Annotated in this window: 24 protein-coding genes and 1 tRNA gene; 9 read left to right on the forward strand and 16 right to left on the reverse strand. The window is 39.0% G+C overall.

Going from position 1 to position 22,640, the window contains the following annotated elements; translation table 11 throughout:
- Positions 1–79: 79 nt before the first annotated feature.
- Positions 80–601 (forward strand): helix-turn-helix domain-containing protein, encoded by a 522-nt coding sequence (locus MUCPA_RS15755; protein ID WP_008503751.1) that lies wholly within the window; start codon positions 80–82, stop codon positions 599–601.
- On the forward strand, positions 523–1,422 hold the full coding sequence (locus tag MUCPA_RS15760; protein ID WP_157544057.1) for an IS3 family transposase: 900 nt from the start codon (positions 523–525) through the stop codon (positions 1,420–1,422). Before MUCPA_RS15755 ends, MUCPA_RS15760 begins: the two co-directional genes overlap by 79 nt.
- Before the next feature lie 60 nt (positions 1,423–1,482).
- Here MUCPA_RS15760 and ffh read toward each other — a convergent pair whose 3' ends face one another.
- Positions 1,483–2,811, reverse strand: coding sequence for a signal recognition particle protein (gene ffh, locus MUCPA_RS15765; RefSeq protein ID WP_008507704.1), 1,329 nt, complete (start codon positions 2,809–2,811; stop codon positions 1,483–1,485).
- Positions 2,812–2,917: 106 nt separating this feature from the next.
- Positions 2,918–3,916, reverse strand: coding sequence for a DUF3078 domain-containing protein (locus MUCPA_RS15770; protein ID WP_008507705.1), 999 nt, complete (start codon positions 3,914–3,916; stop codon positions 2,918–2,920).
- Positions 3,917–4,318: 402 nt separating this feature from the next.
- Between MUCPA_RS15770 and MUCPA_RS15775 the strand changes: the two genes are divergently transcribed.
- Positions 4,319–5,149, forward strand: a complete 831-nt coding sequence (locus MUCPA_RS15775; protein WP_008507706.1) for a hypothetical protein — start codon at positions 4,319–4,321, stop codon at positions 5,147–5,149.
- Positions 5,150–5,327: 178 nt separating this feature from the next.
- Here the strand turns inward: MUCPA_RS15775 and MUCPA_RS15780 are convergent, their stop codons facing one another.
- From MUCPA_RS15780 to ruvX, 7 genes are all read right to left on the reverse strand, one after another.
- Complete coding sequence (locus tag MUCPA_RS15780; protein ID WP_008507707.1) at positions 5,328–5,654, reverse strand: hypothetical protein; 327 nt, start codon at positions 5,652–5,654, stop codon at positions 5,328–5,330.
- The gene (locus tag MUCPA_RS15785; RefSeq protein WP_040627529.1) at positions 5,651–6,400 is read right to left on the reverse strand and encodes a hypothetical protein; all 750 of its coding nucleotides are present in this window, start codon (positions 6,398–6,400) and stop codon (positions 5,651–5,653) included. Before MUCPA_RS15785 ends, MUCPA_RS15780 begins: the two co-directional genes overlap by 4 nt.
- A gap of 64 nt (positions 6,401–6,464) precedes the next feature.
- On the reverse strand, positions 6,465–7,295 hold the full coding sequence (locus MUCPA_RS15790; RefSeq protein WP_008507710.1) for a glucosaminidase domain-containing protein: 831 nt from the start codon (positions 7,293–7,295) through the stop codon (positions 6,465–6,467).
- Between the two features lie 68 nt (positions 7,296–7,363).
- Entirely contained in the window at positions 7,364–7,900 is a 537-nt protein-coding gene (locus MUCPA_RS15795; RefSeq protein ID WP_008507712.1) for a glucosaminidase domain-containing protein, read from the reverse strand.
- Complete coding sequence (locus tag MUCPA_RS15800) at positions 7,897–8,541, reverse strand: O-methyltransferase (protein WP_008507713.1); 645 nt, start codon at positions 8,539–8,541, stop codon at positions 7,897–7,899. Before MUCPA_RS15800 ends, MUCPA_RS15795 begins: the two co-directional genes overlap by 4 nt.
- A gap of 97 nt (positions 8,542–8,638) precedes the next feature.
- Positions 8,639–9,046 (reverse strand): GxxExxY protein, encoded by a 408-nt coding sequence (locus MUCPA_RS15805; RefSeq protein ID WP_008507714.1) that lies wholly within the window; start codon positions 9,044–9,046, stop codon positions 8,639–8,641.
- A 96-nt stretch (positions 9,047–9,142) separates the two neighbouring features.
- On the reverse strand, positions 9,143–9,556 hold the full coding sequence (gene ruvX, locus MUCPA_RS15810) for a Holliday junction resolvase RuvX (protein WP_040626020.1): 414 nt from the start codon (positions 9,554–9,556) through the stop codon (positions 9,143–9,145).
- Between the two features lie 266 nt (positions 9,557–9,822).
- Between ruvX and MUCPA_RS15815 the strand changes: the two genes are divergently transcribed.
- From MUCPA_RS15815 to MUCPA_RS15825, 3 genes are read left to right on the forward strand one after another with little or no spacing between them, the layout of a single operon-like run.
- The gene (locus MUCPA_RS15815; RefSeq protein ID WP_008507716.1) at positions 9,823–10,968 is read left to right on the forward strand and encodes a DNA polymerase III subunit; all 1,146 of its coding nucleotides are present in this window, start codon (positions 9,823–9,825) and stop codon (positions 10,966–10,968) included.
- A gap of 3 nt (positions 10,969–10,971) precedes the next feature.
- The gene (locus MUCPA_RS15820) at positions 10,972–12,360 is read left to right on the forward strand and encodes a PSP1 domain-containing protein (RefSeq protein ID WP_008507717.1); all 1,389 of its coding nucleotides are present in this window, start codon (positions 10,972–10,974) and stop codon (positions 12,358–12,360) included.
- Positions 12,361–12,392: 32 nt separating this feature from the next.
- A complete protein-coding gene (locus tag MUCPA_RS15825; protein WP_040627530.1) occupies positions 12,393–12,848 on the forward strand; it encodes a gliding motility lipoprotein GldH in 456 nt (151 codons plus the stop codon).
- A gap of 75 nt (positions 12,849–12,923) precedes the next feature.
- On the opposite strand, the gene MUCPA_RS36160 is transcribed toward MUCPA_RS15825, so the two are convergent.
- Together MUCPA_RS36160 and MUCPA_RS15835 are read right to left on the reverse strand one after the other, a co-directional pair.
- On the reverse strand, positions 12,924–13,232 hold the full coding sequence (locus MUCPA_RS36160; protein WP_008507719.1) for a PIN domain-containing protein: 309 nt from the start codon (positions 13,230–13,232) through the stop codon (positions 12,924–12,926).
- Positions 13,214–13,435, reverse strand: a complete 222-nt coding sequence (locus tag MUCPA_RS15835) for a hypothetical protein (RefSeq protein WP_008507720.1) — start codon at positions 13,433–13,435, stop codon at positions 13,214–13,216. Before MUCPA_RS15835 ends, MUCPA_RS36160 begins: the two co-directional genes overlap by 19 nt.
- Before the next feature lie 335 nt (positions 13,436–13,770).
- On the opposite strand from MUCPA_RS15835, the gene rmuC reads away from it, so the two are divergent.
- Positions 13,771–15,141 carry a DNA recombination protein RmuC gene (gene rmuC / locus MUCPA_RS15840; protein WP_040626022.1) on the forward strand — a complete coding sequence of 457 codons (1,371 nt, stop codon included), beginning with the start codon at positions 13,771–13,773 and terminating at the stop codon, positions 15,139–15,141.
- Positions 15,142–15,147: 6 nt separating this feature from the next.
- On the opposite strand, the gene MUCPA_RS15845 is transcribed toward rmuC, so the two are convergent.
- From MUCPA_RS15845 to nadA, 3 genes are all read right to left on the reverse strand, one after another.
- Positions 15,148–16,011, reverse strand: coding sequence for a hypothetical protein (locus tag MUCPA_RS15845; protein WP_008507722.1), 864 nt, complete (start codon positions 16,009–16,011; stop codon positions 15,148–15,150).
- Positions 16,012–16,101: 90 nt separating this feature from the next.
- On the reverse strand, positions 16,102–17,142 hold the full coding sequence (thiL, locus tag MUCPA_RS15850; RefSeq protein ID WP_008507726.1) for a thiamine-phosphate kinase: 1,041 nt from the start codon (positions 17,140–17,142) through the stop codon (positions 16,102–16,104).
- A gap of 206 nt (positions 17,143–17,348) precedes the next feature.
- Positions 17,349–18,341: a quinolinate synthase NadA gene (gene nadA, locus MUCPA_RS15855; RefSeq protein WP_040626024.1), complete on the reverse strand. Its 993-nt coding sequence runs from the start codon at positions 18,339–18,341 to the stop codon at positions 17,349–17,351.
- A gap of 407 nt (positions 18,342–18,748) precedes the next feature.
- Between nadA and nadB the strand changes: the two genes are divergently transcribed.
- Entirely contained in the window at positions 18,749–20,344 is a 1,596-nt protein-coding gene (gene nadB / locus MUCPA_RS15860) for an L-aspartate oxidase (RefSeq protein WP_008507731.1), read from the forward strand.
- Between the two features lie 15 nt (positions 20,345–20,359).
- On the opposite strand, the gene MUCPA_RS15865 is transcribed toward nadB, so the two are convergent.
- Positions 20,360–20,432, reverse strand: a tRNA-Gly gene (locus MUCPA_RS15865).
- Between the two features lie 38 nt (positions 20,433–20,470).
- Here MUCPA_RS15865 and MUCPA_RS15870 point away from each other — a divergent pair.
- Positions 20,471–20,986, forward strand: coding sequence for a gamma carbonic anhydrase family protein (locus MUCPA_RS15870; protein ID WP_008507733.1), 516 nt, complete (start codon positions 20,471–20,473; stop codon positions 20,984–20,986).
- On the opposite strand, the gene MUCPA_RS15875 is transcribed toward MUCPA_RS15870, so the two are convergent.
- Entirely contained in the window at positions 20,973–22,607 is a 1,635-nt protein-coding gene (locus tag MUCPA_RS15875) for an Ig-like domain-containing protein (RefSeq protein ID WP_008507735.1), read from the reverse strand. The genes MUCPA_RS15870 and MUCPA_RS15875 overlap by 14 nt on opposite strands.
- Between the last annotated feature and the right edge of the window lie 33 nt (positions 22,608–22,640).

Genomic DNA, 22,640 nt, shown 5'->3' on the forward strand with positions numbered 1-22,640 from the left:
TCCGTTTTTTTTTAACAAGAGGCTGCCTTTTTGAAGTGAACCCCAAAAGTTAGACAAAAACTTTTGGGGTTTATTATTTATGTCAAAGCACACATTTGAAGAGAAACTTGATGTAGTTTCTCAAGTAAGAAAGGGAAAGCCGATTCTACGGATATCCCGCGAACGCCATATCCGTGAAGGCATGATATTGGAATGGGTTCGGAAATATGATCTTTATGGCGAAAGTGGGCTGCTCAAACAACCTAACGTCAAGCCCACGCCTGATTTCAAAGAAGAAGTTGTAAGGCTTGTCATAGAAAAAAAAGTACCTTTAAATCAGGTTGTTCTGGAATATAGATTAAGCAAGACTGCTTTAGAGCGCTGGGTAAGATCAGTACGGGTTGAGGGATATGCAGTACTATACCAGCAAAAGAATCCTGGACGACCACCTAAATGCATGGGAAGATCAAAGAAGCTTGAACCTGAAACAGAAGTAGAGAAGCTCCAGGCGGAAAATAGCCGTTTGCGGGCGGAGAACGCACTATTAAAAAAAGTCACGGCCTTAGTCAAGGAAAAAGAAGCCCGCGAACGCATGAGTGGGCAAAAGCCATCGAAGAACTAAGGCCCGAACATGATGTTTCAATTCTATTGGATTGCAAACAGATGGCTCGTTCTGTATTTTATTATCATCGCAAGCGCCTAAATGATGATAAATACAAGCATGAAAAAGAAGAGATCGCAAGTATATACCACTTGCATAAAGGCAGATATGGTTATCGGCGGGTCACCGCCGAAATGAAGAACCGGGGTTATAGCATAAATCACAAGACTGTCCAAAAATTGATGGGAACATTAGGCCTAAAATGCAATATCAGGAAAGTAAGTTATCGCTCATACAAAGGTGAGGTTGGTAAAATTGCCCCTAATGTACTTGAAAGGGATTTTGAGGCAAATCTGCCTAATCAGAAATGGGCTACGGATGTCACTCAGATGAACATTAAAGGGGAGAAGATCTATTTATCTCCTATAATTGACATGTTCAACGGGGAAGTCATTTCTTATAGTATTTCAAAATCTCCAAATATGCAGATGATAGATGAAATGTTATATGAGGCTTTTGATAAAGTGAAAGATATAAGGGGACTTATTTTTCACTCTGACCAAGGGTGGCAATATCAACATTATGGATATAGAAAGGCTTTGGAAAAACATGGAATTATTCAAAGCATGTCCAGAAAGGGAAACTGCTTGGATAATGCCTTGGCCGAAAGCTTCTTTGGGATCTTAAAGACAGAATTACTGTACAAACAGAGCTTTGAAACTGCGGAAGAATTTATAACTTCGTTAAAAGAATACATTCATTACTATAACAATGAAAGAATAAAAAACAGGTTAAATGGAAAGAGCCCGGTGGAATACCGAGCTCTCGTACAAAAAACTTAATTTTGTAAACTGTCCAACTTTTTGGGGTCACACCATTTTGACAGCCTCTTGTTATTATGTTTACATCTTGGGCATTCGCTTCATCATGCTGGCCATTGCGGCGGGGTTACTCATTTGCTTCATCACTTTACGCATATCATCAAACTGCTTAATCAACCGGTTCACCTCCTGCAAGTTAGTGCCTGATCCATTAGCTATGCGGTTGCGCCTGCTTTGGTTAATGCTATCCGGATTCTCTTTTTCAAAAGGAGTCATGGATTGGATAATGGCCTCAATGGCTTTAAATGCATTGTCGTCAATTTCAACATCCTTCATGGCTTTACCAACGCCAGGTATCATTCCCATCAGATCTTTCATGTTACCCATTTTTTTGATCTGCTGGATCTGGCCATAAAAGTCGTTAAAGTCAAATTTATTTTTGCGGATCTTTTTCTGTAGTTCGGCGGCTTGCTTTTCGTCAAATTGTTGCTGGGCACGCTCTACCAACGATACTACGTCGCCCATTCCCAATATACGGGATGCCATCCGATCCGGGTGGAAAACATCAAGGGCCTCCATTTTTTCGCCGGTACCTATAAACTTAATCGGCTTATTTACTACCGATTTAATAGACAGGGCAGCACCACCACGGGTATCACCGTCCAATTTAGTTAATACCACACCGGTAAAGTCGAGCCTGTCGTTAAATACTTTGGCTGTGTTTACCGCATCCTGACCGGTCATGGAGTCAACAACAAACAATATCTCGTGCGGGTTAAGCGCGGCCTTTACCTGCTCAATCTCCACCATCATGGCCTCATCGATGGACAAGCGACCGGCGGTATCTACAATTACCACATTATTGCCGTTTTGTTTGGCCAAAGCCACACCTTCGCGGGCTATCGCTATCGGATCCTTTGATTCCAGGTTTGCATAAACAGGAACACCGATCTGCTCGCCCAAAACCTTTAATTGCTCGATAGCCGCCGGGCGATAAACGTCGCCGGCAACCAATAAAGGCTTTTTACCTTTCTGTGTTTTTAAAAAATTAGCCAGTTTACCGGTAAAGGTTGTTTTACCTGCACCGTTTAAACCCGCTATCAAAATTATTGTTGGTGTAGCCGGAAAATTCAATTCGGCTGTTGAACCACCCATTAACTGGGTAAGTTCATCATTCATAATTTTGGTTAATAACTGGCCTGGAGATATTGATGTTAATACATTTTGGCCCAGCGCCTTCTGCCTAACATCATCAGTAAATGCTTTTGCTGTTTTATAGTTAACGTCGGCATCAAGGAGTGCCTTGCGGATCTCCTTCATGGTTTCCGCCACGTTTATTTCTGTAATGGTTCCCTGACCCTTCAGTACTTTAAATGCCCTGTCGAGTTTATCCGAAAGATTTTCAAACATCTTTATATTATTATTTAAATTATAAAATTTAAGCCCACAAAGTTATGCTTTTAAAGCAAATCAGCACAGTTGTTTATGCTTCAATTTGCTTATCTATTTGTGAGGCTCAATTAGGAAATTTATAAATGATACCCAAGGCCAGGCCCTGTGTAGCTTGCACCTTAGTGTTAGTAGTGGCATCGTACAACACTGTGCCGTTTAAGGTAACGTTAATTAAACGGTTTACCTTTGCGGCAAGGGTAGCATCAAGCCTGTGCGTTGTGTTATGGATAATATTGTTATATGGTATAAACAGTGCATACCTGGCCTGAAGGTTCATGTTGGTGGCGATATCTTTGTTAATGGTAGATACCACCTGGAATGCCAGATCGTTGTGAAAAGTACTACCTGGCGTAACACCGTAATTGCCCGAGATATTATGATAAATAGTAGTATCCAACACAAATGTTTGGCGCGCTGTGCCTGTACCGATACGGATATCAATATATTTAACGGGTTTATACTCAAAACCGATAGCCTCCGTTAAGTACCCCGGCGACATAAATTTAGATATCAGCAACGGAGCTACACCATCGGAATACTGATAACCTACATCAAACTGCGACTCAAAACTTACAGACCCGAAGAAATACCATTTTTTTGATAGCTGGGTAGCTAATTTATTATCGTAAAAAATACGGTCGTTGGTTTTACGCGAGAACTGTCCTTTGTTTTTGGATATCCCGTATATCAATAAAAGCTCTGTTGTATAACTCAACGGCTGTTTGTTGTATTCAGCCTTAAAATCAATATTGGCGCCTAAAGCAAAAGAACTTACCCCTCCGCCACTCCAATTGTTACTAAAAGCTGATTGGTTTAAGTTAACGCCTACTGTTAAATATTTGCGCCAGTAACTTACCTGGTAATCTAACATAGTAACCGGTATAGGTTGCGGGCGTATTAAAAGCGGGCGGCTATGCACCGGCAAAATATTTTTTGGAGGATCAATTCTTAACTTATTGATCAGCGTAGTATCTATTTTTACAGAATCGGCCTTTTGAGCTATACTTTGCTTTATAGAAAAAACCAAAGCTATTGTAAAAATGCAAAAGCCAATTTTCGACATACGGCAAAATAAAAGATTTTTTTTAAAATATCGATGACAATTTTGAAACGGGTGCAAATCAAATTGTCGCGAATAAAAAAGAATGATTAAATTTAGGTATTAGAAAAAACATGTTTAATATCTATAAAACAATCAGTTATGAGCGAAGAAGAGTTTTTAGTCGATAGCACGTAAGCGCTATGAAGAAGTGAATGCCCTGAATGATGGGATGAGTTTTTTATGATTTCGAGAAACGGCTTTCGGAGATTATGGATGCCATGACCAGGGACCTGCTTGAGACTAAAATAGGAAAAGTTCCCGCCGACAGGCGTAAAAAAAACTCTCTGCAAATCTGGAGTAATAGAGATAGCCAAAAGCCACCCTTACAGTCAGGGCGCAAAAGGTTTTCAGATCAGTCCCCTGATGCAGGAAAAGATGGTCTTTGCAGGTCAATACGATAACTATGGGAGTTGCAATAAATTGATAGAGGTTTTTCTTAACAGGCAGGTTTCTACTTCACAGGTGTTACGGGTAACCAATGCTTATGGAGCAGAATTCGGATTGGAAGACCAATCAAAGCGTACTTTAGGGCCACCTGTGAAGCAGGAAGGGGTATATGCGATGGTAGATGGCAGCATGATCCTGACCCGTGGTGGATGGAAGGAAACCAAATTAGGACGGGTCTTTAAGTCAGGTGACTGTATAAAGGATGGATCAGACAAAGGCAGTATCTTGCAATCTCAATACATAGCTCATTTAGGAGGGAATAAGCCGTTTTGCCGTGCCATGAGTGAACTGCTGGATGCATACGGTGGCAATTCCTTGGGTGAACACTTGGTTCTGATCAATGACGGAGCAACCTGGATACACCAATGGTGTAAGGATATTTATCCTAAGGCGGTTCATGTATTAGATTATTACCATGCTGTTGAACACTTGTATGGATTTATCACATTGGCCTTTAAAGATATAGAAACGGGCAGAACATGGGGCAAAAGCATAGAAAAGCTATTAATGGAGAGTAAAGTTGAACAAGTCATTCAAGAGATACAAAATCACGGTACAGAAAACAAAAAGGCGCAGGAGGCTAAGGAAGGCTTGATCAACTATTATGAACAAAATAAGGAGAGAATGGATTATGCACGGTATGCAAAAATCGGTTCCGGTATTATCGGTTCTGGGGCCATTGAATCCGCCCATAGAACAGTAATTCAAAAGAGGCTTAAACAATCTGGGCAAAGATGGGGGAATTAAAGGTGCTCAGAACGTACTCAATTTAAGGGTAGTATATATGAGCAATCAATGGAATAAAGTGATTGATCTCATAAAAACAGAACAAGCTAAAGCTGCTTTTAATAATATCGCTGCCTAACGACAATTTGATTTGCACCCTTTGAAACAGGCACAACCATCGGCACATTATCTGTTAATTTTAACAAAAATTTAACCAGGCCCAAAATTTTCTTCGCTGTAAATAATCTGTTTCCGCTTCCTTAGCGTATGCTTCCTTTTCAAAAACAATATTTAAATACGCCTTGCCGCTATCAAGATACCTTAATAAATTATACAAATAATGTAGCAAATACATCATATAAAAAGGTATAACCAATAATTCTAACTCTTGCCTAAGGTGGATCCTTTCGTGGCGCAATAAAATTTCATCGTATTTTAACGACTCGTGCTTCACAAGTATAAACGGAAAAAGAGCCATACCTTCTACCCGCAACGCCGGTACTACGATTACAAAACCATCTCTCATTTATCCAACTTATCCTGATACAAAGGCGCCAAAGAATAGGCCGTTGGATTTCTTTGATACCGCCTGAAATTATTCCGGATGTATTTTATAAAATCGTAATCGCTGGCTTCTTGTACAAAATAATAGCCCGGCCTATATTTAAACATAAAATCTGTAAGCTGCTGGTCTTTTAAGCCGGTAATAGAAGCTACTAAAGTATTGTTAAACCGGGCGTCAATGAGGCTTTCATGGTAATCTCGGTCTATAATGCCCCTCAAACGTGTGGCATTGCGGCCTTGCCTGCTTAACATGTTATACAAGGCATCAATACTTAGCCCCGCACCATTTCGGTTAATGCTGATCAGATCATGATCGGCGAGCGAGCCGTAAGCTTTGTTATATAGTTGTTTATTAATCTCTAATTGATTTTGAGGTGTTAAAAACCTGCCCTGAATGTATACGGTTTTTAATGGGATACTGGTACGGGTTAAATAAACAGCCAGGGTGGGGTCATCTTTTAATTTGATGGTATCGTTAAAATAGCCCTCTTTCTTAAAAACCAGCACATCGCCTTTTTTGGCAGGTATTGTAAACTCGGCTTTTAGGTTATTGTAGATGCTTGCCTGGCTATTTAAATCAACAACGCTTACTTTGGCAATACGCTCTTTAGTAATCTTATCAAAAACAATTCCGTCAACAGTTTTTCCCTGGGCAAACACCGCGCCTACATGGGCTACAGCTAAAATAAATATTGCTCCTATTTTCATTATCGGCTTAAAACTAACCGTTCCGCTCCTTATTGCCATATCTTTAACAAAAATTAACACCCCCTTACTTTATAACAACAAGTTTTTGGCCAATTTTTATATTGTTATCGCCCATGTTATTTAAAGCCTTCAGCTCGTCAACTGTTAATCCGAAACGCTTAGAAATATTGAATAGTGTATCGCCCTGTTTTACGGTGTATAATTTATCAGTGGGCGTAACCTGGATAATGGAATCTTTAACGGCTTTGCCGATGTTTTGATTGATTTGGGAAAGCACACGGTCTTCGCGTTTAATTTTTTGAAGTTCGCCTTCAGGCCTGTCATATTGATCGAGGTTGTATTTCTGGATCACACCGATCAGCAATTGCGGATATTTGGGATTCGTGGCATATCCGGCGGCCTTTAAGCCATAAGCCCAACCCTGGTAATCGTTTTTATCCAGTTCAAAAAGAGCCGCATAACGCTTTCTTTTTAAAAAATTAGAATGGTCGCGAAAAGAATCTTCGGGATGATCGTAAACCCTGAAACAATCATTCACCTGGTCGTCGTCCTTATAATAGCTTTTCCCTTTCCAATCGGCGGTACATTTGATGCCGAAATGATTGTTGGCTATACGCGCCAGGTCGCCATTACCATTACCCGATTCAAACAGCCCCTGCGCCAAAGTAATACTGGCCGGAATGCCATAAGCATTCATTTCCTGTATGGCGATGGTTTTAAACCGTTGGATGTACTGATCGGCTGTGTAAGTGGTGTAATTGGCTATAGCGTCGCTATGGGCCTTTTGTATCTCTTTGTTATTGTGGTGCGCCTGGCTGTTGCTTATTGTTTTTTTACGTGATGAGCATGCCGACAGCAGAACGAGGACAGAGAGGGCGCAGACTAATTTTCGCATAAACCGATTGCTATTTACCGTCAAAAGTAAAAATACACTTTCAGACTAATGTAAGGCGATCATGAATATTATTTGATCTCGTCTGCGGCAGATGCCAGGTTTAATTGGGTATCTGGATTTTCATCAAAATCGTTCAATTTGTATTTGGTTATCAGGCCCAAAACCTGTGAAGCCCATTTGCGGCTACTGGCATAACCGGCACGCTGTATACCGTGTGCCCAGCCCAAATAATCGTAATGAGTTAAGGTTTCAGCCAGTCCTGTAAATTTTTTCTTTTCGGTCATGATACGGGCAAAATCTTCGAACGACTCTTTAACCGAATCGTAGCGTTTGTACATGGTACGAACTTTTTTGCGACGTTTTTTATAAACAATTGCAGAGTAGCCCTTCATGCCAAACTGGTTGTTGAGATTTTTGGCGATGTCGCTCGTTCCGCTGCCCGACTCGTGCATGGCTATCGCCAAAATGATACTTGCCGGAACTCCCGACTGGTGCATGATACGAATGGCATCATCTTTGAACTTCTCGATATACGATTTTGAGGCGGTTTGGGCTGAGGCTTGTACGGATACGAACAGCAATGCAATCAGTAAGGATTTTCTCATAGTTGTTTTTTTCTGATCAGCGTAATTCCGTCACGAACGGGTAGTATTAGTTTCTCTACTCTATCGTCGGCACTGATCAAATCGTTAAACTCGCGAATCAGTCGGGTATCAGTATCGTTTGCTTCACTATACACCTTTCCTTTCCACAGGACATTATCAACAATAATTACCCCTCCGGGTTTTAGCTGATTTATAATTAACTGAAAATAAGCGTAATTATTTTTCTTATCAGCGTCAATGAACACAAGATCGTAATTTTTATCCGATAATTCCAATATAATTCGTTGAGCATCACCAAAATGTGGAAAAATTTTTTTTTCGAAACCCGAATTTTTGAAATTTTTTCTGATCATTTCTTCCATCTCCAGGTTCACTTCAATGGTATGTATTTCGCCTCCTTCGGCAAGTCCTTCGGCCAGGCAAATCGTAGCGTAACCGGTGTAGGTGCCTATTTCCAGTATACATTTAGGTTGCAGCATCTTGCTCAGCATACTTAATAAACGCCCCTGGTAATGGCCCGATAGCATGTGCGGTTTAAGTACTTTTACATGTGTCTCCCTGTTAATAGTTATTAACATTTCAGGTTCGGGGTCGCAATGTGCGTCGAGATAAGCTTGTAAGGGGGGAGGTAGTATTTCCATAACCACTGATTTTGACCGTTGATTTAATTGATTTATATGATCCCGCTGATTACCTTTTTAGCTAATCTAATTTTTGATGGACTGATCTTTAGAGAATTTATAGTGGCGGCTGACTTTTTAATTTTCTTTGGTTGGTGATGCGTTTAAATTCGAGACTTTTGGCACCGAAGTTTATCAATAGGCCCGTTTCTAATTTATAGGCCTCAAGGTAATTGATGGCCTGTGCCAGATGCATATCGTTTAAACATGATGTTGCTTTTAGCTCTACCATAATTTTATCTTCAACTAAAAAATCGACTCTTCGTGTGCCAACGTTGAGTCCATCGTAATAAATATCCAATTCAAATTCTCGGGTGAAATCCAAGTTTACCTTTACTAATTCAATAGCTAAACAACGCTGGTAAATTATTTCCTGAAATCCGTTGCCTAACTGATTATGAACATTCATCGCACATCCTATAATCTTGCCTGTAAGTTCAGAATGTTTGTAATTGTTATTAATCATATCAAAAAAAGTAATCAATTATCGCTAAAATCAGATTAATTAGAAAATATCAAATCATACAAGGTATAATCAACGAAATCACATAAATCAATTAAATCAGCGGTTAAATCGTTCCATCCAGCTCTGCAATATAATAGTCGCCGAAATGGTATCCACCAAAGCTTTATTTTGTCTGTCCATTTTTTTCATTCCGCTTTGCGCGATAACAGCCGAAGCCATTTTTGATGTAAAACGCTCATCAAGCATCTCCACCGGGATATCCGGAAAATTTTTTTTGAGGATGGTAACAAAGCCTTTAACATGCGGTGCCGATTGCGAAGCGGTATTATCCATCTGCTTAGGTTCGCCCACAATAAAACGTTCTACCGGGTTTAGCACAAAATATTTTTTTAAATATTCAACTATATCCTTCGGATGTACGGTATCCAAACCCGTAGCGATGATCTGTAAAGGATCGGTCACCGCTATACCAATCCGCTTGGTACCGTAGTCAAAAGCCATTATTCTCATGGATAGTATTGCGTAATGCGATTTGCGTATTGCGACATACAAATGTAGATGATTTGATTTAGTAATGCGATTTGAGTATTGCGTATTGCGACATACTAAAATGTAGATGACTTACTTTTATAGGTTCATTTTTTGTCATTATTCTAAAAATCGCAGTACGCAATACGCTTATCGCAATACTATTTGAGATTCATTTTTTGTCATAAATCAAAAAATCGCAATACGCAATACGTATATCTCAATACTAATTTACTATTTTGCACCAAATGCAGTTTAGCTCAATTGTAGGACAAGAGGAGATCAAGCAACGATTGATCAATACGGTGAAAGAGAACCGGGTTAGCCACGCGCAGTTATTTTTAGGGCCAGAAGGTTCCGGAAGTTTGGCGCTGGCCATTGCTTATGCGCAATATCTCTCGTGTGAGGATAAGCAGGAAAATGATTCGTGCGGGGTATGCTCGTCGTGTCGTAAATATCAAAAGCTTGTTCACCCGGATCTGCATTTTTCGTATCCCTTCTTCGCTAAACATAAGGATGATACTGCGCTTAATTTTGTTGAGCAATGGCGCGAGGCTTTATTAAAAAACCCGTACCTGAGCCTTGATTTATGGCGTAGTTACCTGGATGCCGAAAACAAGCAGGCCAATATCAACATTGCCGAGTGCCACCAGATCATCAAAAAATTAAGTTTCAAACCGTTTGAATCGGCTTACAAAATACTGATACTATGGTTGCCCGAGTACCTGGATAAAACAGGGAATGCCTTGCTTAAAATTATTGAAGAACCGCAACCCAATACGCTTTTTTTACTGGTGGCCCAAAACCAGGATCAGATACTGAATACCATTTTATCGCGTACCCAGCTGATCAAGGTACCCTGCCTTAACGATGCCGAGATCAAACAATATTTAATAGCAGAACATCATCAAACAGAACATGCCGCTGCCGAAATTGCTTTTTTAAGTGATGGTAACTTAACCGAAGCACTGGCCATGCTGAATAACGACGAAAACAGCTATCACGATTATTTTTTACGCTGGCTGCGGATGTGTTTTTCAAACAAAGGGTTGGAGATTGTTGATTTTGTGGATGTACTTGCTAAACTGGGCCGCGAAAATCAAAAAAATTTTATGCGTTACGGCATCAGCTATATTCGCGAATGCTGTATGATACTGGCAGGGGCAGGTAACTTGGTACATTTGCCTGCCAAAGAGCTGGATACGGCTCAAAAAATGATCAAGGTAATGAGTTTGCCCATGGCCGAGGCCATAAGCGAACTGCTTGAAAAAGCACATTATCATGTAGAGAGAAATGCAAACCCAAAAATTTTATTTTTAGATGTATCTTTACAGATTGTTAAGATTTTAAAATTTAAAACGATCCCTCAGGGGACTCACTATATATCGAGCTAAATTATGGGATGTGGAAGTTGTTCAACAGGCGGATGTGCGCCTGCAGGCTGCAAAAGTAACGGTTCATGCCTTACTAATGGTTGCAGCAAATTAGATGTTTACGATTGGCTCTCCAATATGGATATGCCAACTAATTATAAGCCTTTTCCAATCATCGAAGTTAAATTCAAGGGTTCGCGGAAGGAATTTTTTAACAATATTGATAACCTTTACCTGGAAGCAGGCGAATTGGTTGCCGTTGAAACTACAACAGGTGGTTTTGATATTGGCCACGTATCCATGACGGGCGAACTGGTACGGATGCAAATGGTAAAACGCCATGTAAACGAAGCCGACGTAGCTAAAAAGATTTACCGCAAGGCTACCGCTGCCGATGTTGATAAATGGAAGATTGCCAAAGACCTGGAATGGGAAACCATGCACAAGGCCCGTACACTGGCCATTGAGTTGGGCCTTTCCATGAAAATAAGCGATGTGGATTACCAGGGCGATAAAACCAAGGCTACCTTTTATTATACGGCCGAAGGCCGTGTAGATTTCAGGGAGCTGATTAAGCGGATGGCTGAAAGTTTCAGGATCAGGATTGAGATGCGCCAGATAGGCATGCGCCAGGAAGCCAGCAGGCTGGGTGGCATAGGCTCTTGCGGCCGCGAATTATGCTGTTCAACCTGGTTAACCGATTTTAAAACGGTATCAACCTCTGCCGCCCGGTATCAAAATTTATCATTAAATACCCTAAAACTGGCCGGGCAATGCGGCAAATTGAAATGCTGCCTCAATTACGAACTGGATACTTACATGGATGCCTTAAAACACATCCCTGATAATGTTAATTATTTAAAAACGGAAAAAGGGGAGGCCAGGCTTCAAAAAACCGACATCTTTAAAAAGCTGATGTGGTTTAGCTATCCTAAGGATGATAACTGGGTTCCGGTTGAAATTAATCGCGTAAAAGAGATCCAAAAACAAAACAAGGAAGGTATTATTCCAGCCGATTTAGGCGAAGTGGTTGAAGCGTTGTCGTTAATTAAAGCACCGGATTACGAAAACGTGGTAGGTCAGGATAGTCTGACCAGGTTAGATGACCGCCATCAGAATAGAAATAACAAAAACCGGAACAAAAAGAAATTACCGCAGGATGGTAAACCCCAGAAACCGGAAGTAAGGCAAGGGCAGCCGCAACAAGCTAATAAGCCACAGCAGCCTAAGCCGCAGCAGCAACCGCGTGCCCAGCAAAAACCGGCGGCCAGGGTAATTGATGTGAATAAACCCGAAGGAACAGCCGTTGTTGCTCCTGGTAATAACGCCAACAAGCGCAATAACCGCAGGCACCGGCCAAACCGCAATAATAATAATCCGAACAATAACGCTAAGCCAAACGGAAAAGAATAATGAACCAGGCTTTTAAAACCATTGTTGTTTGTATGGCAGTCTGCACAATATTGTTTATCAATGGTTGCAATATAAAAGATCAGAAAATGATTGTTGATCAAAATATAGAGATCGACAATCAAAACTGGTCGTACAATAATAAGGTGAATACCGATTTTACTATAGATGACGCAGCTTTACCTTACAACCTGTACTTAAATTTAAGGGTAACGCCTGATTATAAATACTCCAATATTTTTGTGCTGATCCACCAAACCGGGCCCGACAAAAAAACGATAACTACCCGCTATGAATTTACTTTGGCCAATAAGGATGGCGAATGGCTGGGGCAAGGTACCGGAAACTTGTATAATTACCAGGTCCCGTTCAAAACAAACTACAAATTCCCGGAGAAGGGGAAATATCATATCAGTATTGAACAAAACATGCGCGATAACCCTCTACACCAGGTGAGCGATGCCGGTTTACGGGTAGAAAAGGCTGAATAATTATTTTATCAGATTCAAACCTTTTATAAAAACAAAATCCTTGGTGTTATGCGTATAAATTGCTGCTTTATAATATTAAGCAGCCGCAGCTATTAACATATCGGGTATTGCCGGACGATGACTTAAAGAATACTCATTAAATAAACTATCAAAAATTAAGGTGACTTCATTGGTTAAAGATAGTACAGCAAATTTACTAACCAATTTTTTACATTGCAGAAATTCATCTTTACTACGTGCTCCCCTATAAAATTCTGCTACAATAACCGGTGTTATATATAAGTCATCTTGCGAAAATTTATAAATTTTTTTAATAATCTCCCGGTTTCCACGCTGAACTTCTATTAAAATACAAGAATCCAGTATTACCATCGGTTTGGCCATCCGTCTTTTCGTATTTCATCAATGCCAGGAAAATCCTGTATGGGTTGTATATCATCCAAGAAACATTGATCTTTTATTTTTTCTTCTTTTGATAAAGTGTCAAAAATCTCAATCACAGTTACTTCAATTTTTTTACCATATAAATCCTCAGGCAATATGATGCTGTGGTTCTTTTTGTCCGGTATTAAAATTTGCTTGTACATATAACAAATATAACTAAAAACATCTTTAGCGTCAACCACTTATCAGCTCTTGTTTATACCTTGAACTTACTTTATATCCCACGAAATTTAAAACAGGCTACTGTTAAGTCGATGGTATTTAATCTTGATTCAAATTCCGTTGTTTTTGTTCTTGATCGCATTTAATAACTCTTGACTCAAGGCTGACCAACATTTTATCGTTGACACGAGGCTATGATCGTTCACATCAAATGAGCAACACTGGCTTACCGGAAAAAGCAACTGGATAATATAATAACTATAATTTTTAGTTTTTATTAATTACTGTAACTTTGTTTGCTAATTTTTTTTACCAAATGGAAATTATTCTGTTATCGGTTTCGGCTGTTATATTAATTATTGCTGTTGTTTTATTTTTGAGCAAACCGCGTTCCGAAAAGGATTCGGCTGAAGAATTGTTGAAGATTAAAGCAATCAATAACGATTTAAACATCAGGCTTGCCCGGATGGAAGAACGTGCTTTCAACCTGGCTGCGGAACGGGATAATGCAACACAATTATTGCACAATGAACGTTTACGCTTAGAAGCAGGGATCGCTGAATTAAACAAGGAATTGCTGGCCGAAAAAAACCTGAGTTCTAAAAGAGATGAAGCTTTGAAGGCGCAGCGTGAGCGCCTGGCTGAACAGGACCTATATCTGCACGAAGTGCAGAAAAATTTTAAGCACGAATTTGAAAATATGGCCAATAAACTACTGGAAGATAAATCGCAGAAGTTTACTGAGCATAATAGGGCTCATCTGGATGTCATACTCAATCCGTTTAAAGAAAAACTGAAGGATTTTGAAGATAAGGTAGATAAGGTTTATAAAATGGAAGCCGAAGAGCGCAATATTTTAAAAGGCGTAATTACTCAGTTGATGGATCTGAACAAACAGATCAGCGACGAAGCCCATAACTTAACCAAGGCACTTAAAGGTGACAGCAAAAAACAAGGCAACTGGGGCGAAGTAATTTTGGAACGTGTACTGGAACGATCGGGCTTAGTTAGGGATCAGGAGTACCGCATACAGGCCAGTATGCAAACAATAGATGGCAACAGGTATCAGCCGGATGTAATTATTGATCTGCCCGACGAAAAACACTTGGTTATAGATTCAAAAGTATCGTTAGTAGCTTACGAGCGCTTAGTTAATTGTGAAACCGAAGAGGAGCGGAAATTATTTGCCCGGGCACACATCGAGTCTTTACGGAACCATATCAATTCACTTTCATCAAAAAAATATCATGATCTGTACCAGATCAATTCGCCCGATTTTGTTTTACTTTTTGTACCCATCGAATCATCATTCAGTATAGCGGTACAATTAGATGCCGAATTATTTAATTATGCCTGGGATAAAAAAGTAGTTATTGTAAGCCCTTCAACCTTATTGGCAACCTTACGCACCATAGCCAGTATATGGAAGCAGGAAAGGCAAAACCGCAATGTATTGGAAATTGCCCGTTTAAGCGGCGAAATGTATGATAAATTTGCAGGCTTTGTTACCGACATGGAAGGCATCGGCAAAAGCATCAAATCAACCCAGGATAATTACGATAAGGCCCTGAATAAGCTATCAACCGGCCGTGGTAACTTAATGACTACGTCGGATAAAATAAAAAAACTGGGCGCTAAAGCTGATAAACAGATTGATCAAAAATATCTTAACCAATCAACAGATTAGAACGGTCTATTTTGCTGCGTCTACGGTAGTTTGATTGCTCATCACCATTTTGGCTTTGCCATTCATCTTTACTTTATCTGATTGCGGCATCACCATGGCATAAGTCATGCTCATGTTGTTAACCATATTAACCGGATAGCTGCTAATCATGTCGTAAATAAATTTTCCATCGCCACTGCCCGACATATCTAACGACATATTTTGACCTGACGCATCCATCTGCATCACATATTTTAAATCAAAATTGGCCTTGTTATTTGCAATAGATATCAGTTTATAAGTGGTTTTACATACAATTTTAGCCGACATACCTCCCAAAGGTATCTCCATAGGCACATCCTGTAAAAAAGTATCTCCTATTTTTAAAGGTTTTTCTGGAAATTTAATATTTGCCTGTATACCCTCTACCATTTTTATAACAGATTCTTTTAAGTTTTCATCCATTACCTTGCCCGGTATCGAGTCTATTTTGGTTTTCATTTCACTGGTATAAGCACCGTAAAAGGTTTGATTTGTAGCGGGTATAGCAGTATCATTTTCTTTACCATTAATAATCATTTTAGATGGCAACGATTGAATATTCATCACAAAAGGAACTTCTTTTTGCAAATTGGCGGTCTTGGTTTTAACATTTGAGTTATAGCCCAGTTGCATTGTCATCAACATTGGAAATGTTTGCCCGCTTTTTTTTACCTGGTCTAAAAAAACACTATCGCCAACCATATTCATTTCCATATTCATATCCATTTTTATAACAGATGAATAATTTTTGTTAGGTAAAATTTTTAATTTAAAAACAACTTCTTTTTGTGCTCTTAACTCGCTGTATACTAACACAAAAAAGAATAATACAGTTAATGTTTTTTTCATGACAATAATATTTCCATAAACATAACAAATATTTTATTTGCTATATAGGTAGTTTGTTTTAAATAAATATTAAGATTGTTAGCTTGTACTTTACTCTTTAAAAGCATTCCAACCCTGGGCCTTTAATTCATGTACGTTACCGCTCTTAGTTATTAAATTACAACCGGCAGAAGCTTCTGTTATATGGCCAATAACACTGATGTCGGTATTAAATTTAATTTTATCGTAATCGGCTTGTTTGATGGTAAAAAGCAGTTCATAATCTTCGCCGCCACTTAGTGCGCAAACAGTAGGGTCGAGGTTAAATTCGCGGGCGGTATCGTAGGTCATCGGGTCGATAGGTATTTTTTCCTCATACACGTTACAGCCCTTGTTACTTTTTTTACAAATATGTAAAACCTCCGATGCCAAACCATCTGATACATCAATCATTGATGTTGGTACTACGTTAATGTCTCTCAATAGTTCAACAATATCCCACCGTGCTTCAGGTTTTAACTGGCGTTCTATAATATAATCTTTACCTTCCAAATCCGGCTGCACGTTAGGGTTTTCCAGGTAAACCAGTTTTTCGCGTTCCAGCAATTGTAAACCGGTATAAGCACCCCCTAAATCGCCGGATACACATAATAAATCACCTTCCTGAGCTGTATCACGGTATACAATATCCTTTTCATCGGCATAGCCAATACTGGTTATGCTAATTACCAAACCTTGTTTTGATGATGTGGTATCGCCGCCAATTAAGTCTATTTTATATTTTTCGCAGGCCAGCAACATGCCATCGTAAAGCTCTTCAACGGCTTCTAACGGAAATTTGCTCGAAAATCCGAGGGATACGGTTACCTGGGTAGCCGTGCCATTCATGGCATAAATATCACTCAGGTTAACCTGTATGGCTTTATAACCCAAATGCTTTAGCGGGCAGTAAGCCAAATCAAAATGGATGCCCTCCAGCAGCATATCGGTTGATACCAATATTTTTTTATCTTTAAAATCCAAAACAGCGGCATCATCGCCCGCACCCTTTATAGTGCTGGCATGGGTCAATTTAATATTTTTGGTTAAATGATCTATCAAGCCAAATTCACCTAAGCGCGCTATTTCCGTTTTTTCTTTATTATCAAACATATCTTATTTTTTAGATTTCACCGATTTTTTATTTGGGATTTCACCGATTTTTTTTTTATTTAACAGATATGCAAATGATTTCACAGACTTTAATGGAATTTACTCAATTTAAAATCAACTCAAAACCATCCTATCAGCTAAATCAATTTAAAAATTAATCGGTGTAATCAATCACTAAATCGGTGCAATCATAATTACCTAATCAATCATAATCCCAGCGAAGCCGAAATTTCAAGCATTCTTTCAATTGGTTTAACAGCTCTTACAATGATATCAGCCGGTACTGTAATTTCAGGCCACTCATTTTTCATACACAGGTATAACTTTTCAAGCGTATTCCGTTTCATGTGCGGGCAATCGTTGCAAGCACAATTGTTATTAGGAGGTGCAGGGATAAAAGTTTTAAAAGGGTTATCCTTTTGCATCTGGTGTATAATGCCCGATTCTGTTGCTACAATAAACTCACTGGCTGGGCTATTGGTGCTGTATTTTAACAAGCCTGTGGTTGAGCCTATATAATCGGCCATTTCTAAAATCACATCCTCACACTCGGGGTGAGCCAATAATTTAGCTTCCGGGTAGCGCGATTTGAGCTTGGTGATCTTCTCCCTCGAAAAAATCTCATGCACCATACAGGCTCCGTTCCATAAAACCAGATCACGACCGGTTTTTTTAGCCACGTACCTGCCTAAGTTTTTATCCGGGCCGAAGATGATCTTCTGATCTTTCGGCAAGCTTTCCACAATTTGTACAGCGTTACTTGATGTACAAACAATATCACTTAAAGCTTTTAATTCGGCCGTACAGTTTACATAAGTGATTACCAGGTGATCTGGATATTGCTCCTTAAACTTTTTAAATAAATGCGGCGGACAACTATCAGCCAATGAGCAGCCTGCCTTTAAATCGGGCAGCAAAACTTTTTTATTGGGCGATAAAATCTTGGCTGTTTCGGCCATAAAATGCACACCGGCAAAAACAATAATATCTGCGTCAGTTTTAGCTGCTTGTTGTGATAGCCCTAAACTATCTCCAATATAGTCTGCAACATCCTGAATATCAGGTTCCTGGTAGTAATGAGCCAGCAACACTGCATTTTTTTGTTTTTTTAACTTTTCTATTTCGTCGAACAGATCGAGTGCCGGATCAATTTCTTCGTCTACAAAACCCATCGTTTTCATTTCTTCAAATGTATCCATTATCAACGTTACAATAAATAACAATTACTTTTTAAGTAAAATATATTATAGTTTATTAGTGTGTTAGTTTTGTTAAAAAGTAATGTCATTTTTCTTTTTTAAAATAGATTGTAATTATTTATTAACATTTTATTAATATAAAATTGACTTTATCTGACTGATTAACTGATCGTTTTATTTTGCAAATAAATAATCACAAACTTTTATGTTAATTAATTCTTGTGTGTAAAAATGTTAATTACTCGGGTTAAGTGGCTTAAAATTTAGATACAAGTTTTATAATTTTTGATGGTTTTCAACACTTATCCACTATTTTACTTTTTTTTACTTTTTTACAGACACAAAATTAACATCTTTATAAGGGTTATTAACATATTGCTTATTTTTAAACGTTTTATTGATTTTATATGACCAGGAGTGTTGATTTCTTAGTGATCGGGTCGGGTATAGCCGGGCTGAGTTTTGCCCTTAAGGCTGCAAAGCATGGTAAGGTACTGATAGTTACAAAGAGTAACGAGGATGAATCTAACACTAAGTATGCCCAGGGAGGTGTTGCGGTGGTTGTGGATAAAAAAGAGGATTCTTTTGAAAAACACATTGAAGATACCCTGATAGCAGGCGACGGCTTATGTGATAAAGAGGTTGTGGAAATTGTAGTGAAGGAGGGACCTGAACGGATACAAGAGATTATTGACTACGGAACCAATTTTGATAAGACCAATAAAGGTCTTTTTGACCTGGCTAAGGAGGGGGGCCACTCCGAATTCAGGGTGTTACATTATAAGGATATCACAGGTTTTGAAATTGAAAGGGCTTTACTTGAGCAGATCCATCAAAATCCTAATATTGAGATATTGACACATTATTTTGCTGTTGATTTAATTACTCAACACCATTTGGGTGAATTTGTAGATAAGTCATCGTCGGATATTACCACTTATGGTATCTATGCCTTTAATACTGAAACCAACTCTGTTGAAAAAATCCTCTCTAAGGTAACAGTAATGGCTTCTGGTGGGGCTGGCCATATTTATTCGATAACTACCAACCCTACAATAGCTACAGGCGATGGTGTAGCGATGGTTTACAGGGCTAAGGGAAAAGTTAGAAATATGGAATTTATTCAATTTCATCCTACGGCTTTGTATAACCCGGGCGAATATCCCTCTTTTTTAATTTCGGAAGCGGTACGCGGTTTTGGCGGTGTGTTGAAGAGGCGCAACGGCGAAGAATTTATGCAGGAGTATGATCCGCGTAAATCATTGGCACCAAGGGATATTGTAGCCCGGGCCATTGATAATGAAATTAAAAAATCAGGTGAGGATTTTGTTTACCTGGATATTCGTCATCGCAATAAGGCCGATATACTGGCTCATTTTCCTAATATTTATGCTAAATGTTTGGATATTGGTATCGACATGACCAGGGATATGATCCCGGTTTCGCCGGCTTGCCATTATATGTGTGGTGGGGTAATGGTTGATCATGACGGCAGATCCTCTATCAGAAGATTGTATGCCTGCGGCGAGTGTTCTTCAACTGGCTTACATGGGGCTAATAGGCTGGCTTCTAATTCGTTATTAGAGGCTTTGGTATTTGCCCATCGTATTTATGAAGATGCCGTTAAACAATTTGAAAGCAACGTTATACCCGATAACATACCCGATTGGGATGAGAAAGGCGTTCAACTTTTAAATGAGGATATCCTGGTTACCCACAACATACGCGAAATGCAAAAGTTGATGAATGATTATGTGGGCATTGTACGTTCAGATTTCCGGCTTGAAAGGGCCATGCGGCGATTAGGTTTATTGTACGAAGAAACAGAAGATTTTTATAAGAAAACCAAATTATCTGTTAAGCTGTGTGAATTGCGTAACCTGATCCAGGTATCATACATTGTTGTAAAGTCGGCCATGCTGCGTAAAGAGAGTAGGGGACTACATTTTACTACCGATTATCCGGAACATCAGGGAATAGTAGAGGATACTGTATTGAGGTAAATAATGTAATTAAAGAGCGGGAAACGGGATTCGAACCCACGGCCTTCAGTTTGGGAAACTGATGCTCTACCAGCTGAGCTATTCCCGCTTAATTAATGCACTAAATTATAAAAATTAAATAAAATAATGCCACTTATATTACCGGTAAACGATAAAAATCCAACATGGGGAAATGATTGTTTCATTGCCGAAAATGCAACCATAGTTGGCGATGTGATTATGGGCGATAATTGTTCCGTTTGGTTTAATGCTGTGATACGTGGCGATGTTAATACCATTACTATTGGTCATAATACCAATATACAAGATGGCGCTGTAATACATGCTACTTATCTGCGCGCTGCTACAACCATTGGCCACAATGTATCAATAGGCCATAACGCTTTGGTTCATGGCTGTAGGCTGCACAATAATGTGTTGGTGGGCATGGGTGCTATTGTAATGGATCATGCCGATGTTCAGGAATTTGTTATTATAGGGGCAGGGTCTGTTGTGCTGGAGAATACCGTATGCGAATCGGGTTATTTATACGCAGGAACTCCTGCAAAGAAAATCAAACCGATAACCGACGAACAGCGCGAAATGCTTAAACGTTTACCCAATAATTACATTATGTACTCCAGTTGGTTTAAGGATGCCTGATTTCTTTTGGTATTTCAATATCTATAGTGTCTTCCCAGTTTGGTCTTAAAGTGATATCTTTTTTATAAATCCAGATATTTTCTGGTTGCGTCAACTTTTTAATGCTACCGGTATCCCATTTTCCGTTGTGGTTGGCATCGTAAATTACTTTAAGGTGGTATTTACCTGTATAAAAATTTTTGTATACCAGCGATGTGTTTTTGGTAATGATATCACTACGGAGCTCTATATCGTTTGAATTTAACAATTGAACCACGTATTGCCCGGTATCCGGTACAGTCATTCTAAGGGTGAACATACCGAAACTCTCAGGTTTTTCAAGCTCAAAGTGTTTCACCAGGCGGGTATTTTTATCACCATATATGGTAGTAAATGTGCCCTCATTAAATGCCAAATTATACTGCTTACCAGGCCGCCATTTGTATTTAACGGTAAATTTTTTGGCGTCGTTTACGTCACGTTGAAAATTAAAGTCATTTACTTCCACCGAGTCTTCTGTTAATGTAATCCTTGTAGGGTCTATATTTTCTATCGGATAGCTGGCTTTGATTAATAACTCTGTGCCGGGTCTTAATTTTTCGGAACTCAGATTATAATCCAGGGTTACCTTACGTTTATAGGTTTCCCTTTGCCCCCTGCGTAAGGTAATAGTGTCTAAAGGTTTATCCCCTGATAAAAAGGATACCTTAACAGAATCGAAAGTCAGGGTTTTTAAATAGATAGTGGCAGTATCGGCTTTTTTACTAAATTCTACTATTTTTTCAGCGTCCAATGCCGGTGTTAAAATTTTAACGCCAGGATTATCTATCCCTTTATTAAAGGTGAATAATAATTTGCCGTCCTGATCAATTTTTCTATCCAACGGCCGTAATTTGGCAGGTATCTGTTTAAATAGAACCAGTTGAATATTGGCTGTATCTTTTTTTAAGTGGATGATATTTTTGGTGAAACCAATGAGTTCCTCTTCATTATCATAAATTTTATTCGGGCCGGTTTCTTTCAGCGCATAAATTTTATAATCCCCGTCGTGCAAATTGCTTAATTTAAAATTACCTGCTGTGTCTGTAGTGGTATAAATTGCCGGCTTCTTTTTTCCGAAATAAATTGAATCCTGTTTGAGCGGAATAAGCATAACAGTTACATCCTTTTCTTTCCCTTGCTGGTTATTACTCACCATCCCAGAAACGTTGAGCGAATCAATGTGTTGGCCGGTTGAAAAAACATAAGTAAAATTTTTAAGAATGTTTCCTTCCGTTACATCAACAATAGCCTTACCGAAATTGATAACATAAGTTGTGTTTTTTGATAAAGTATCTTTTAATTTAATTACTAAACTTTTTTGTTTGATGTTGTACTCAGGTGCCTTTACCATATCCGGGCTAACAGTAATTTCCTGGTAAACATTATTAAGTTTAAAATATTCGTCAAAATCTATCTGGATAGTTTTTGCAACAAAATTACGTGTCGGATTTACAGGTGTCGACTTTAAAACTTTTGGCGGAGTTTTATCGCGGGGGCCACCCATTGGTCTTTGTATACTTGCACAGCCAAAAATGATCAAAACAGGTATCAATAGCAGTAAATTTTGAGCTGAAAAAGGCGATTTTTTATTTAAGGTCATTTTTAGGCGTTATAAGACACTTTTGTATTTTAA

Source organism: Mucilaginibacter paludis DSM 18603, assembly GCF_000166195.2.
In the GTDB taxonomy this organism is placed as follows: Bacteria; Bacteroidota; Bacteroidia; order Sphingobacteriales; family Sphingobacteriaceae; genus Mucilaginibacter; species Mucilaginibacter paludis.

Coding starts and splice junctions, on each gene's coding strand:
- MUCPA_RS15795 (WP_008507712.1), bottom strand. CDS start 7,900: ATGAGAAAATCCTTACTGATTGCATTGCTGTTCGTATCCGTACAAGCC.
- nadA (WP_040626024.1), bottom strand. CDS start 18,341: ATGGATACATTTGAAGAAATGAAAACGATGGGTTTTGTAGACGAAGAA.
- MUCPA_RS15820 (WP_008507717.1), top strand. CDS start 10,972: ATGGGATGTGGAAGTTGTTCAACAGGCGGATGTGCGCCTGCAGGCTGC.
- MUCPA_RS15785 (WP_040627529.1), bottom strand. CDS start 6,400: ATGAAAATAGGAGCAATATTTATTTTAGCTGTAGCCCATGTAGGCGCG.
- MUCPA_RS15835 (WP_008507720.1), bottom strand. CDS start 13,435: ATGTACAAGCAAATTTTAATACCGGACAAAAAGAACCACAGCATCATA.
- MUCPA_RS15805 (WP_008507714.1), bottom strand. CDS start 9,046: ATGATTAATAACAATTACAAACATTCTGAACTTACAGGCAAGATTATA.
- MUCPA_RS15790 (WP_008507710.1), bottom strand. CDS start 7,295: ATGCGAAAATTAGTCTGCGCCCTCTCTGTCCTCGTTCTGCTGTCGGCA.
- thiL (WP_008507726.1), bottom strand. CDS start 17,142: ATGTTTGATAATAAAGAAAAAACGGAAATAGCGCGCTTAGGTGAATTT.
- MUCPA_RS15875 (WP_008507735.1), bottom strand. CDS start 22,607: ATGACCTTAAATAAAAAATCGCCTTTTTCAGCTCAAAATTTACTGCTA.
- nadB (WP_008507731.1), top strand. CDS start 18,749: ATGACCAGGAGTGTTGATTTCTTAGTGATCGGGTCGGGTATAGCCGGG.
- ruvX (WP_040626020.1), bottom strand. CDS start 9,556: ATGAGAATAATGGCTTTTGACTACGGTACCAAGCGGATTGGTATAGCG.
- MUCPA_RS15825 (WP_040627530.1), top strand. CDS start 12,393: ATGGCAGTCTGCACAATATTGTTTATCAATGGTTGCAATATAAAAGAT.
- ffh (WP_008507704.1), bottom strand. CDS start 2,811: ATGTTTGAAAATCTTTCGGATAAACTCGACAGGGCATTTAAAGTACTG.
- MUCPA_RS15780 (WP_008507707.1), bottom strand. CDS start 5,654: ATGAGAGATGGTTTTGTAATCGTAGTACCGGCGTTGCGGGTAGAAGGT.
- MUCPA_RS36160 (WP_008507719.1), bottom strand. CDS start 13,232: ATGGCCAAACCGATGGTAATACTGGATTCTTGTATTTTAATAGAAGTT.
- MUCPA_RS15815 (WP_008507716.1), top strand. CDS start 9,823: ATGCAGTTTAGCTCAATTGTAGGACAAGAGGAGATCAAGCAACGATTG.
- rmuC (WP_040626022.1), top strand. CDS start 13,771: ATGGAAATTATTCTGTTATCGGTTTCGGCTGTTATATTAATTATTGCT.
- MUCPA_RS15755 (WP_008503751.1), top strand. CDS start 80: ATGTCAAAGCACACATTTGAAGAGAAACTTGATGTAGTTTCTCAAGTA.
- MUCPA_RS15845 (WP_008507722.1), bottom strand. CDS start 16,011: ATGAAAAAAACATTAACTGTATTATTCTTTTTTGTGTTAGTATACAGC.
- MUCPA_RS15800 (WP_008507713.1), bottom strand. CDS start 8,541: ATGGAAATACTACCTCCCCCCTTACAAGCTTATCTCGACGCACATTGC.
- MUCPA_RS15870 (WP_008507733.1), top strand. CDS start 20,471: ATGCCACTTATATTACCGGTAAACGATAAAAATCCAACATGGGGAAAT.
- MUCPA_RS15770 (WP_008507705.1), bottom strand. CDS start 3,916: ATGTCGAAAATTGGCTTTTGCATTTTTACAATAGCTTTGGTTTTTTCT.
- MUCPA_RS15775 (WP_008507706.1), top strand. CDS start 4,319: ATGCAGGAAAAGATGGTCTTTGCAGGTCAATACGATAACTATGGGAGT.